We start from the raw sequence: 12,876 nt of genomic DNA, 5'->3' as shown, positions 1-12,876 counted from the left end.
CTCTGCGAACATGTCAGAGGAAGCGGTGGTTACACACACAAAAACATACTATTATGGATCGCCGCCTCCCTCCCTTAACCAGCCTGTTGGTCGTACTGTTGATGACCCTGTTTTCCAGTTGCAGTGAAGAAGCTATGGCCGGCATTGTGGCCGGATCGGTCGCTATTTATGTGATCGGGGCTATCCTGCTCTTTATACTGGTTGTTCTGGCGCTCGTAGACCTCTACAAAGGATCCTACCCTATGAATAAGAAATTGTTGTGGCTGGTCATCATCCTGGTTATCCCCTATATCGGCGCCATTCTTTACTTTGCCGTTGGCCGGAATGCCGGCAGATCCGTTACCTGAAAACATTCCGCAACCAATATTACAGATAGTAGTACTCCTAAAACCCTTTTTTCCTCTGAAAGCGCGGTATCCAAAGGAAGTTTGGCTATGCAGTCCTCCTTTACTTCAGCTTGATGAGGATCACGCCGTTTACTCCTTCCCGACCGTAGATCGAGGTCGAAGAATTATCTTTTAATACGGTTATACTTTTGATGTTGTCTACATTGACCAACTGATAGACGTTGGCGTAGTTGTGGCCCAGAGAGGCTCCGTTCACCACGAACAGAGGTGCGGTGCCCAACTGAAAAGTGGTCGATTGATTGGCCCGGATCGATATTTTGGCCGTTGAGCCGGAGCCGGTGACATTTACCCCGACTACTTTGCGCAGGTGGGCCGTCAGATCCAGATGATTACCGGGATTTTTTACCGTGGCGGCCGATCCCCCAAACTCGTCGGAACTACGGGTGTCGTAACCGGTGTCAATCTCTTGATCGTCGGCCCGGTAGGCGACCTGTTTGCTACCGGCGCTGCAATTTCCAAGTAGCACAGCAAAGATGAATAAGAAGATGAAGGTTTTACAGAAATGGATCAACCGGCCCATATGGAAAATTTTGATCGGTCAGGCAAGATCGCCGTCCGTCTAAGATACCAATCAATTCCGTTTTTTGGAATAAAAAAAGGCCGCCAACTCCGGAAGCTGGCGGCCTTGAAATGAAAAATCTATTGAAGGAAAACAGTGTTCGATGTTGGTTGCGATCTTTTCCTGAATCATTTCTCGCTATTTCTTGTCCGCTTTCAGGAAAAAGAACCGGTCGGGATAGGCCAGCACTTTGTGTATTTTAAAATTCGGCACTATCGAAGTCCCTAGGATCTTTGGGATTACGCTGCCGAAACCTACCAATAAGAAGCAGGCAGGCTTCCCCAACCGGTTCAGGTATTAAATCGCTGTGAAAATTCTTGGGCTGCCCTTTGGCAGCTATATTATCGTTTCATGGAATTTGCAAACAGTTATTGATTAGACCCCTTTCGGGAAAGATTCGCTGCCTGATGCTGATCTTTTTTTATTTTTTTTATTATTTAAAAATCAACACCAAGTCTAATTAACTGAAATACAGTTAATTACTACAGGAAAATATTTTGAGAAATTTTGAAAAAAAATTTACTGCTCTTCCAGAATGCCCTGATTAACGGCGTAGAGTACCAGTTCGGAAGAGCTGCTGATGGCCAGCTTTTTCATGATCTTTTTGCGGTGGGTATAAACGGTGTGCACGCTTAGATTGAGCTCACTGGCGATCTCTTTGGCGATCAATCCTTTGGCGATCAGCCGGACAATCTCGATCTCGCGGGTGGTCAGCGGCGTGGGCTCACAGTTTTCTTCTTCTTTGGAGAATGATTTTTCCAGCAGATAGTCCACGATCTTGGTACAGAAGAACTTTTCTCCCTTGGCCGTAGCGTGAATGGCATCGAGGATCTCTTCTTCACCGCAGGTTTTGGTCAGGAAACTATTGACCCCATTTTCCAAAACCCGGTAAATACTGCGCTTTTCATTATCGGCCGAGATGATCAGGATATTCGTTTTTGGAGCCAGCTGTTTGATCTCCTTTACGGTATTGTGGTTGAAGCTGTCCGGTTGGTTGTAATCCATTACGACGATCTGCGGCGGCTTCTGCTCGCGCAACAAAGCCAGCAGTTCTTCTTCATCACCGGCCTCACCGGTAATGTTGATATCTCCGGCCTGCCCCAAAACCTGTTTTAATCCGGTTCTGACCAGATGCTGCTCGTCAGCTAATACCACGGTGATCGTCTCCATACGGGCCCTTAATTGAAAACTTTCTGCTGTTTATTAAATCACCTGCAAAATTACGCCGCCGACCCCATTTGCCCAAATTTATTTAGACTTAATTTAAATAGTGAGCCGGGAGACCGGCCCGGAATCCTGCTTTGTCTTTTTTTTGACTATTTGAACGTGCAAATCTCATCACGCCCAGAGGTGAAAATGTTCAAATGTAAAGATCTGACGGTTTCTGGCCGGCCACCAGCCATCGGTCACTGCTCCTTACCCAGGCTGATCAGAAACGCCAGCAGGTCCTTGAGTTCATCCCGGTGCAGATTCCGGGTCAGTCCCGGAGGCATCAGGGAGACGGGGCTGACGTCGATCTGGGCGATTTCCGCCGCCGGCACCTCAATGATCTGATTGCTGGGCAAGCGGATCAAAGTAGCGTTATTGGTTTTCCGGTGTAACAGACCACTGATGATCTCTCCATCCGTTTTGGTTAGCAAAACCGTTTCGTATCCCTGCTTGATATCCGAACTGGGATTTAGGATGGACTCCAGAATGGAATTGGGGGTCATGTAAGACCCGACGGTAGTTAAGTCCGGCCCTGTAAGCCCGCCGATCCCATCCATCCGGTGACAGGTAGCGCACAGTAATTCTTTTTTCCGATAGATCTGCCGCCCCCGGCCGGGACGATCGGATTCGACCGCCTCCCGGATCAGGTCTTCCTTCTCCGCTTTTGACATTTCCATACCGATGGCGCGAATGCCCCCCGCCGCACGCAGCGTTTCCTCCAGATCGAACAAATTAAGGCCGGAGGTTTGTACTACCCGGAGGCCGACACTGGCAACCGACTCCGGTAGCTGTTTGCCCACCAGTGCCCGTTGCAGTATTTCCGGGCCGTCTCCCTGCCTTCTGAACGTATTAAAGATCAATTCTGCCTGTTCGGGATCTTCCAGCCCCGCTAATAGATCCACCGCCCGCTCCACGGCATCTTCGGGAGCTTTTTCCACCCAGACCGCACAGGCAGCCGTCCGAACGGCGGGATCATCCGCCGATTGCGCCAGCTTACGGACCCGGTCGAGCTGATCCATTGCCACCAGGGCCCGGCAGGCAACCACTTTTTCGCTCAGATCGGAAGCCGTCTCCACCCTATCCGAGATCAGGGCCTCGTACTGCCCGGCTTTCCACCGGCTCGCCAGACGCAAACCCGCAATCCGGTTATCCAGACTATCGTGGGATAGGACCGACTCGAGTAAAGCCAGATTTTCGGGTACGGCATTCCTGGCCGCCGGCGCGTTCGCCAGGGCGTTCAGTAAAGCAATATCTTCATCGGCAACCGCTTTGCGAAACACTTCGCTCCGGGCCGTCGAATTGCCGATCTTGGCCAGTAGCGACCAGCCTTTTTCAACCAGTGTGGAGTCCAGATCAGCCTGCTCCAACAGATCGAGCAGGGGAGGAACTACCATCGTATCTTCCACGGCTACCAGGGCATAGAGTTGTTTGTGCACATCCCAGGCAAACCGGTCGCCTTTCGTTGCAAAAGTCGGCAGCCAGGCCCCTTTCAAAGTGCTGAGGGTCAAATTCAGGGCGAAATCCAGATACTCGTCCATCGGTTGTTCCAGTACCTGCATGGCCAGGGTCAATGCCGGAGCGCCACCCATTTCCCGCAAAGCGTGCAGGGTTTCCAAGCGGACCTGCGGGTGCGGATCCCGGATCAGCTCCGCCAATAAGGGCAGGTGATCCGTTTGCTTTTTCCAGTGGGCCAGTAAGCGGACGGCAGCAGCTCTTTCGCGCGGATCGGCCGCCCGTAGAGCTGCCAGAATAAGTGGCTCTTCGTAGTGATTCAGGGCTGTGAGTAGCCAGAGCCCTTCCAGCCGGTGGGTAGCGGAGGCAGGATCGCCGGCCGGTAGTTTTTTTATCCAGTTGATGACCAGTGTGGGATCCCCTTCTTGTTCAACGTAGGCCCGGTTGGACTGCAGGCGGGTGAACTGTTCCGGGGATTTCAGATAGTTGAGTAAGGTGGCCGGGGCCGCCCCCTGCATATCTATCGGCGACAGTAGCGGACTACCCTTTCGGGTCAGTTTCCAGATCCGGCCGTGCGTTTTATCCCGGATCGGGTGGTAAAAATCAACTTCTCCGTGGTCGATGATCGGATTGTACCAATCCACGATATACAGGGCGCCGTCCGGGCCGATCTTGGCATCCACCGGCCGGTAAGAGCGATGCTCGGAACGCAGTATGGTCTGCACTTCTTCCGATTGATAGTGGCTTTGGTGCGGGCTGATCTGGTACCGTACCGTCCGATTAGCCCGGAAGTCATTGGTAATGATACTGCCCTGCCAGTCGCGCGGAAAATGGCGGCTGTAAACGATCTCGGCAGCGGTATTTTTCGGCGTATTGCTGTTCAGGCCGGGTAAGACCTGAGCGGCACCTACCGCCGAAGCGTGTGCGGATTCGGGGAAGATGTAATTGATGCCGGAAGAACCCGCGCCATCAGTGGCAAAAGACTGGCCCCACTGGTCAAAAGTCTGGCCCCAGGGATTGATCAATCCCCGGCTGAAGACCTCCAGCCGCTCCGTTTCCGGGCGAAAGGCCCAGGTACCCGATCCGTTGAGTATACGCTGACCGTAGGGCGTTTCCACAAAGGAATTGATATAGATCGATTGGGTAAAGTAGAGGTCGCCCCAGGGCGCCCAGCGCAGCCCGTGGATCATGTGGTGCACGTCCGCATTACCGAAGCCGTCGTAAATAACGCGCCGTTCATCGGCCACATCGTCGCCGTCCGTATCAGCCAGGAAGAGTAGTTGGGTCGTCGCCGTAACGAATGCTCCTCCCGGAACGGGCATTACGGAGTGTGGGACCAAGAGGTCTTCGGCAAAAACGGTGTGTTTGTCCGCTACGCCGTCCTGATCGGTATCTTCGAGAATGATGATCCGGTCGTTGGGTTCCCGGCCCGGAATGATATGCGGATAGGTACTGCTGGTGGCCACCCAGGCCCGGCCTTTCGTGTCCCAGTTGATGTTGATGGGATTGGCAATCATCGGATCGGCAGCGAAAAGACTGATCTCGTATCCATCCGCGATCTGAAAAGCCGCCAGCTCGGCGGCAATATCCGGCTCGGGAACGAAGGCGGGGACTTCGTCTTCCGGATAGTTTTTCGGCGGTTGCCAGGGTTGGATCAACTCGATCTCTACATCATAGGTACGGCTGGAGGAAAGCAGTCGGCTGATCTCCCGTTCCTTTTCTTCCACCAGCAATTTGAGGTTATCCATTTCGTAGGCCAGGTGTCCCATCTCGTGGCGGCGGAACAGATAAATATAGGCTTCATTCAAAGGTCGGAGGCGATAGCGGTGCAGCCGGTTTTTCTCTTTGATCGTGTTGGTGATCCGCTCCTGCTGCAGGGAATCCGCCACCAGCCGGATCAACGAGAGTGTATCCTGGCTGTTGGCCACCAGCTGCCCGTTCACATATACCGCCACCGGTTCTTCGGAAATGATCCGGCCGGAATACAGTAATTGTTCGGGGGTCAGATTGAAACTCACGCCGCGCACCGTAGGTGTCCAGTCGGTGATCTCACAGTTTGCCGTGCTAAGTATGGCAGCCTTTTTATCGATATTGATGGTAAAATGCTGCTTTTCCGGTATCTCCAGCTGACGGAGGAGGATCTCGTTCATTTTGGCATAGCCTGCCCGGTTCAGCTGCACGCCGTTGTCCGTAAATTGCGGTTGATCGGGATTGGTGATCAGTTCGCTGTATAGGTCGACAAAATGATGGCCTCTGGTATCGGCCTGTTCCCGGATGAAATCACTGGCCCGGCCCAGCCATTCGTTTTGCTTTTTGCAGGTTTCGGTCGAAGCGTAAACCGCTTCGTGTTTGGGAGCGGAGAGTAAGATGATCTTCCGGCCTTTAGCCTCCACCGTATCCAACAGTCGGATATAACCGCTGGTGAACAAATTAAAATCAGCTTCACTTTCAACAAATGCCGCTTCCCCTCCGTATCCGATGATCAGGGTAGTCGGGGCCGTTTCTTCAATGTGCTCCACCAGTACTTTGGATCCAAAACCTGCCTCCATCGAGGGTGGTGCCCAGGATCTGGTGTTTTGCGCGGACCCGAACTGAGATCGGGCCTTACCGTAAACGTCATCCGCCGGCCAGCCGATATTTCTAAAACTAAGGTCCTCACTGGCGAAGTAGGTCGTAAGCGATCTTTCAAAAAAACCGTACTCCTCCATGCCGGAGATCAGCGAACCGCCCACCAGTACGACTTTTTTCAGCTCCTCGGGCGCGAGAAGGGTATTCTTATCGGCACTTTGTTGACAACTAAAGAACAGGCCGGTCAGCAATAGGCCGAACAGAATGTGGTTTTTCATTTTGCTTGGAAATTTTGTAAAGTTGATCGTAAGTTTTGTCTGACAAATATAAAACGTAGGTTGGACTTCTTAACGGTACTTTGTCGTAACCGTCTGTTTGCGGCCATTTGTACCTACAGATAACCGCAGTTAAATATTGCCAATAATATCCAAAGGAGAAAATGTAAAAAAATAAGAGGGGTTATTCCTGACTGATCTCCTGCCCGACTTCGTAACCAAATTCCGAAAGGATATCCTTGCCTTGCCGGGAAAAGAGAAAATCATAGAACTGCTTTGCGGCCTCCAGGTTCTGATCCCGGTGTTTCAGGATCACAACGCCCTGGGCGATGGGGGAATACAGCTCCATATCAATGTCTTTCCATTTCCCTTTGCCTTTCATCTGGGGAGAAAGCACTACCGATTTCGCGGTAAAGCCCAATTCCGCCGCCCTGGATATAATGAACTGGTTGGTCTGGGAAATACTCTCTCCGTACACCATTTTCGCCTGTAGCGCCTCCTGCAACTGATACTTCTCCAGCACCTGAACAGCGGCGGCCCCGTACGGAGCAGTTTTTGGATTGGCCAGCGCTACATGATGGATCTCCGGATCGGTCAGCCGTTCAATACTGGGCTCCAGATTATCGATCATACTCCAGAGTACAAGTTTGCCGTAGGCGTATACTTTCGGTTCTTCCAGACTTAGGCCTTCCGTAAACAGCCGGGTGGGGTATTTCATATCCGCGGAAATGAAAATGTCGAAGGGTGCTCCCTCTTCGATCTGGGCGGTTAGTTTGCCGGACGAACTGATCGCCGTTTCGCAGGCGATACCGGTAGTCTCGGTAAATTCCGCGATGATGTTTTCCATGGCGAATTGCATATTCGCCGCCGTGGCAATGGTCAGTTTGTCTTCCCGGGACGGCTGGCAGGCCAGTAACAGCAGACCGAATAGCAGACCGGGCAGCAGACGTTTATGACGATATGTATTGAAATACATACTGATGGTTAAAAAATTTATAATCCTATTTCTTTTGCTTTCTGCGCTACGAATTGTTCCGCACTTAGCCGTAGTTCGTGGAATTTCCGGATCAGCTCCTGCCCGGTTTCGGTAACATAAGCGCCTCCTCCCTTGCTGCCGCCCAGTCTTTTTTCAACTAGCGGGCGTTCCGCCATGGCATTCATATATTCCACGAGTTGCCAGGCCTTTCGGTAAGACATATTCATGGCCGCCGCGCCCTTGGCGATCGAGCCGTGTTCGATGATGTTTTCCAACAGTTGAATGCGACCGATCCCCAGAAACGGTTCGTCTTCCGTGTAGATACGGATGCGGATCTCAGTGTGCGGCCTTTTTGACATTTCAATATGCATTTTAAAACATATCGAAAGATACGCAAATTTGCGATAATACAAAACCGAGCTACCCGGTCCGATCCCGCCGTGGCTATTCAGGTTGCAAAACCGATCGTCGCCATGCTCAATCGTACACCGGGAGCTTTCTGCAAAGCGATGCCGCAGGCTTCGAGGGTTGCACCGGTCGTGATGACGTCATCCACCAGCAGCAGGTGGCGTCCGGCAATAGCTGCGCCCGGCGCCAGGCCAAATACCGCTTCTACATTGTCCAGTCGTTCCAGTCGTGATTTTTTGGTCTGGGTACGCGTGTAGATCCGGCGGATCAGTACGTCGGCCGCCCAGTCCACCTGCAATCCCTCGGCCAGTCCACGCGCGTAGTGATCGCTTTGGTTGTAGCCGCGGGTGTGGTGTTTTTTCGGATGCAGCGGAACGGGCACCACCAGATCCACATCGGAATAGTACGGGCTTTCCCGCAGATATCGTCCGTGGATCAGTCCCAGTTGGTATCCGATCTCCGGCCGGTGGTGGTATTTGAGCTGGTGGATCAGGCGTTGCACCCGGCCACCTTTGTTAAAATGGTATAAACTACAAGCATGATGTAAGGGTAAACGACCCCAGAATCGTTTTGTAAACGGATTCTCCAGTATCAGATGGAAGTCTGTACGGGGGAACCGATGTTGACAAAACAGACAGAAAATCTCGTTTCCCGGTGGAAGGTGGGCATCACAGGCTAGACAAAGTCTGGGAAAAAAAGGTCCAGTAGCTTGCCGAACTGATCGACAAGTCCACCCCTTTCCCCTAAGAAAAGTTGGTATATCATTTGAGCGCGTTTTATGAAAGACTTAAGTTAAGGATCTTTTCAGATAAACGCAATAAAAAACGTCTGCCTCGCCAAGCGCGACAGACGCATCAAAACAAAACGAAAAACCAACTTTAAACAAGTATCTTTAAAGGGTAGTACCCTTGAATTTGCTTTTTGAACAGACTCTAAATTAGTCTTTGTTCTGATAGAAACTCCTTTTTCGAGAAAAATGTTTCAATTTTTCACAAAAAGACCTGGCAAAATTACAAAAAAATTAAAATTCCCTAAAGGTTTGGGCCTTTAATTAGTACATCTTGCCAGCGGTCCGTGTCTGTACACGAAATTTCCGGAGGCCTTTCCTTACCGGATCTTATTCCCTGCCCAGCGCCCGCTGGTACGTCACCGGCAAATTTTCTACTGCCGGATCACGGAAGATCTTCCTATAATCATACGGATTTTGAAACGGGAGGCAATTTGATTTCCCGGAACCACTGCGGGTATATTCGATTCCCGGAGACGGTATCAGGACCGGAAAGGGGTTATTGATCCTAAAAAAAAATTCCTTTCCGGTCCGGATTTTATGACTTATCTCAAAAATTTAGTTGTCGTAGGCCTTCAGGCGCACCGGTACTTCTACTTCCTGGCCGCGTCGCATGACGGTTACCATGATCTGATCGCCGACCTTGGCGCGACCGACGGTTTCCTGCAATTCGGGTACGCCCTTGATCTCTTTCCCATTGATGCGGGTGATGATATCCTTGGGCAACAGGCCGGCGTACTGAGCCGATCCGCCGTCTACCAGATCCAGGATGATCACGCCCTGACTCAGGTCGATCCCCAGTTCTTCGGCATCCTCGCTGTCCATTTCGGCAATGCTGACCCCGAGGTAAGCCCGCTGAAAACTTCCGTATTCGATGATGTCGTCCACGATGCGCGTCACCAAATTGACGGGAATGGCGAAAGAATATCCCTGGTAGGCCCCCGTACGGGTGGCGATGGCGGTATTGATGCCCAGGAGGCGGCCGTCGGTGTCGATCAGCGCTCCCCCACTATTTCCCGGGTTCACGGCGGCGTCGGTCTGAATGAAAGCCTCGATCGCATCACCTCCGCCCAGGATCCGGATACTCCGGCCTTTGGCGCTGATGATCCCCGCGGTGACCGTAGAGGTCAGATCGAAGGGATTGCCCACGGCCAGTACCCACTCGCCGATCTCGGCCGAATCGGAATCCCCTACTTCCAGGGTCGGCAGATCCACGCCCTCGATCTTTACGATGGCCAGATCCGTCTTTTTATCCGTGCCGATCACCCGGCCTTCGAAGGTCCGGTTGTCAAACAGGGTTACTTCGATCTCATCGGCGTTGTCCACCACGTGATTGTTGGTGATGATGTATCCGTCTGAGGTGTAGATCACCCCCGAACCGGTACCGACCTGGGGAGCGTCTCCGTTATCAAAAAAGTATCGCAGCGGGTTCATACCCTCTTCCTGTCCGTTGCCGCTGACCTTGGATGAAATATGCACCACGGCCGGCATAGACTTGCGGGCGGCATCCTTAAAATCAAAAGGGAATTTCGTAGTTGGGGCCGTAACCGGGCTACGGTTGACGTTTTTCACAAAATGGCTGGTGGGTAATGCGCTCAGGTTTGCGGCATCCTGATCGTCTTGTAGCAGGTAAATACCGCCAAAAGTGATCAGGCCTCCAAGCATTCCGGCGATAAGCATCGAAAAAAGTTGTTTCATTGCGTTGGTATTTAGTCGAATGATCTTTTGTTTGTGTGGAGCGGTCGTTCGTCAGTAGTTCGCCGGCCAGGAGCAGAGGGCTGCTGACCAGGGCGTGAAGACCACTATCCTAAGGAGTATAAATCTAACCAGATAGCTGCATCCATGGATACAATCCCACTATGGTTTAACGCGATCTTAACAAGAGTGTTGAATTACGGACGAAAGAAGTCGATAAAATAATTAAAAAAAAAGATGAGCGGGGAACTTTTAAATTCTGCGTCCGGTTAGTCACATTGTATTCCGCCATAATAAGCGGTATTTTCTTTCAGGGAATGTCATCCAGCTATTGGACCATTCTTAAAAAAAACTATCTTTATGATGGTAATGACTAACGAAAACCTAACCAGGCAGTACGATCGCATCTTCCAGGAGGAATTCTGGCCTCAGATCGATGCATTATACACTTTTGCGTATCACCTCACGTACAATGAGGAAGATGCCAATGACCTGGTACAGGAAACTTACCTGAAGGCATACCGCTTTATCAAGCACTATAACGAGGGAACCAACGCCAAAGCCTGGCTTTTCAAGATCCTGAAGAATGCCTTCATCAACCAGTACCGCAAGCGCAGCAAACAGCCGACGCGGGTAGACTACGAAGAAGTGGCTACTTTCCACGACGAAGAGGATACCCAGTACTCCGGCTACCTGGATTTGCGGGAAGAGATGTTCCAGCATATGATGGGCGACGAAGTGACCAACGCCATCAATGCGCTGCCCGTTGATTTCCGTGTAGTGATCCTGCTGTGCGATATCGAAGGCTTTACCTACGAAGAGATCTCGAAGATCATCGACATCCCGATCGGTACGGTACGGTCCCGTTTGCACCGCGCACGGAATATGTTGAAAGAACAATTGAAAAATTATGCTTCGACCTTAGGCTATAAGGACAAGCGGCAAAAATAGAAATGAGGAAAGGGGAATAAGAAATGAGTATCTTTGCTCGGTTCTTATTCCTCAATCCTCATTTTTGCTTTTATATCATCATTCTTTAACCGAACGCCTCCTGGCGTATTTCCCCGAAAAGCCTGCCAGTAACCCTAAGACTGCCCCAGAGAAACCGGAAACTCCAGTTTCCATGGATCTCTTTTGGCACACAGTTACCGGCAGGCTTTATCGACAAATGTTAAAACAATGATCCGAGTTCAAAAAAATAATCGAACAGCAGGATATACCTCTCCCCGCCCCTTAGGCCCCGGTACGGCGCCCTTTGGGTGTGGATGTATTGGCGGCTCGGACCGGGCATTTGTGGATGATCATTGGTCTAAGGGAACGAAACAGGACGGCAAGTAAAAAAAGAACGTCATGAGAGATCAAAATTATCTGGAGCTCGTCAAAAAGGTCACGATGTACCTGGACAATGAATTAAGTGAACGCGAAGAAAGAGCACTGCTCCGAGAGATAAAAGATAATCCTCATTATTTAAGAATACTTAGTCAGGAAAAGTCATTTAGAGAATTTATCAAAGGAAAAATCCACCGTAGAAAACCCTCTCCCGCGCTTATCCAATCTATTAAGGACAAAATTAAGATCTCTCCGAACGAATCTGTTCCACCTAACTTGTAACCGCCTTTATCCACCTGAACCCAGGCGCACCGAGTAACTAACCAACCAGCAAGGCAAGACGATAATTTCCTTACCGATACGCGGCAAGGCCGGGAATCCCAGCTGTTTGCGGGTCGTTGTGACGGAATTACAGATCGTTTGTTTGCATAAGCAGGAAGTTGTACTTTAGTCAGCGAAAAACCTATTTTGCGATGACACTATCCCGCTTTCAAGTTATTTGCTTTTGTGTTATACTTGGTGCCATTTTTCTGTTGCCCGGCGCTCTCGGAGCGCAAAGGGTCGATCTGAGTGATGATTTCAATCAGTTACTGACGGAAGTGGACGCTCAGCTGGTATTGCCGGTTGAAGCGGACTACAAAGACATCCGTCCGCTGAAGAATCGCTGGATGGATTATGACTTCTCCATCCGTTCGCGGAAAGAGAAAATGGAGATCCGGTACAAGATCCTCCCCTTTGAGGTAGAGAACCGTACCTTTTACGCTCCCCACGTCAAAGCCATGCAGGTAATGATGCAGGTGGCGTCCAACCAGGAAGACGCCATCGTCTCGACGATATCCCTTTCGGAAAAATCACTGAAGGAAGATTTTCGGGCAGACTGGGGAAAGCTTTTCACTTTCACGCCCAAAGAGGAATTCAGCAACAAGCAGACCTGTCAGCTCATTACCCTGTTCCGGGAAGGGAAAGGTATGGTCTTTCTTTTCTTCCTGTTTAACAAACCGCCTATGGAACTGACCTATCGTCACCTGGCGGTAAGTTTTGGAGAAACGGACCTTTGAGCCGCGAGCCGGTAGGCCGGAAGGAAAATATCAGACATGAGTCATCGTACATTGCGATTGAACCCAAAATAGTGAAAGAATATTAGAATAAGAGTAGGAAGAGCGAGATAAGGCCGATGAGTCACCTGCTTCAAAAAGCCGTTCGGTATGTAA

At 50.8% G+C, this 12,876-nt stretch carries 11 protein-coding genes; 4 read left to right on the top strand and 7 right to left on the bottom strand.

What is annotated here, in order from left to right; genetic code table 11:
- Positions 1–53 precede the first annotated feature (53 nt).
- Positions 54–347, top strand: coding sequence for a PLD nuclease N-terminal domain-containing protein (locus CRP01_RS37690; protein WP_222845913.1), 294 nt, complete (start codon positions 54–56; stop codon positions 345–347).
- Between the two features lie 100 nt (positions 348–447).
- Here the strand turns inward: CRP01_RS37690 and CRP01_RS37685 are convergent, their stop codons facing one another.
- The 7 genes from CRP01_RS37685 to CRP01_RS37655 form a co-directional block, all read right to left on the bottom strand.
- On the bottom strand, positions 448–927 hold the full coding sequence (locus tag CRP01_RS37685; protein WP_099155274.1) for a TonB-dependent receptor plug domain-containing protein: 480 nt from the start codon (positions 925–927) through the stop codon (positions 448–450).
- Between the two features lie 558 nt (positions 928–1,485).
- The gene (locus CRP01_RS37680; RefSeq protein WP_099155273.1) at positions 1,486–2,136 is read right to left on the bottom strand and encodes a response regulator transcription factor; all 651 of its coding nucleotides are present in this window, start codon (positions 2,134–2,136) and stop codon (positions 1,486–1,488) included.
- Positions 2,137–2,372: 236 nt separating this feature from the next.
- Positions 2,373–6,473 (bottom strand): PVC-type heme-binding CxxCH protein, encoded by a 4,101-nt coding sequence (locus CRP01_RS37675; protein ID WP_099155272.1) that lies wholly within the window; start codon positions 6,471–6,473, stop codon positions 2,373–2,375.
- A gap of 181 nt (positions 6,474–6,654) precedes the next feature.
- Complete coding sequence (gene modA, locus CRP01_RS37670; RefSeq protein WP_099155271.1) at positions 6,655–7,446, bottom strand: molybdate ABC transporter substrate-binding protein; 792 nt, start codon at positions 7,444–7,446, stop codon at positions 6,655–6,657.
- Positions 7,447–7,463: 17 nt separating this feature from the next.
- A complete protein-coding gene (locus CRP01_RS37665; protein ID WP_222845912.1) occupies positions 7,464–7,805 on the bottom strand; it encodes a winged helix-turn-helix domain-containing protein in 342 nt (113 codons plus the stop codon).
- An 89-nt stretch (positions 7,806–7,894) separates the two neighbouring features.
- The gene (locus tag CRP01_RS37660; protein ID WP_185154595.1) at positions 7,895–8,356 is read right to left on the bottom strand and encodes a ComF family protein; all 462 of its coding nucleotides are present in this window, start codon (positions 8,354–8,356) and stop codon (positions 7,895–7,897) included.
- An 843-nt stretch (positions 8,357–9,199) separates the two neighbouring features.
- The gene (locus CRP01_RS37655) at positions 9,200–10,339 is read right to left on the bottom strand and encodes a S1C family serine protease (protein ID WP_099155269.1); all 1,140 of its coding nucleotides are present in this window, start codon (positions 10,337–10,339) and stop codon (positions 9,200–9,202) included.
- A gap of 357 nt (positions 10,340–10,696) precedes the next feature.
- Here CRP01_RS37655 and CRP01_RS37650 point away from each other — a divergent pair, with 357 nt between their 5' ends.
- From CRP01_RS37650 to CRP01_RS37640, 3 genes are all read left to right on the top strand, one after another.
- Positions 10,697–11,287 carry a sigma-70 family RNA polymerase sigma factor gene (locus CRP01_RS37650; RefSeq protein WP_233752827.1) on the top strand — a complete coding sequence of 197 codons (591 nt, stop codon included), beginning with the start codon at positions 10,697–10,699 and terminating at the stop codon, positions 11,285–11,287.
- Between the two features lie 399 nt (positions 11,288–11,686).
- Positions 11,687–11,947: a hypothetical protein gene (locus CRP01_RS37645; RefSeq protein ID WP_099155268.1), complete on the top strand. Its 261-nt coding sequence runs from the start codon at positions 11,687–11,689 to the stop codon at positions 11,945–11,947.
- 191 nt (positions 11,948–12,138) lie between these two features.
- Positions 12,139–12,723, top strand: coding sequence for a hypothetical protein (locus tag CRP01_RS37640; RefSeq protein ID WP_099155267.1), 585 nt, complete (start codon positions 12,139–12,141; stop codon positions 12,721–12,723).
- Positions 12,724–12,876 lie beyond the last annotated feature (153 nt).

Origin of the sequence: Flavilitoribacter nigricans DSM 23189 = NBRC 102662 (assembly GCF_002646595.1) — a bacterium.
Classification (GTDB): Bacteria; Bacteroidota; Bacteroidia; order Chitinophagales; family Saprospiraceae; genus Flavilitoribacter; species Flavilitoribacter nigricans.
The sequence above is the reverse complement of the archived record's forward strand: the minus strand, read 5'-3'. Positions and strand labels throughout refer to the sequence as shown.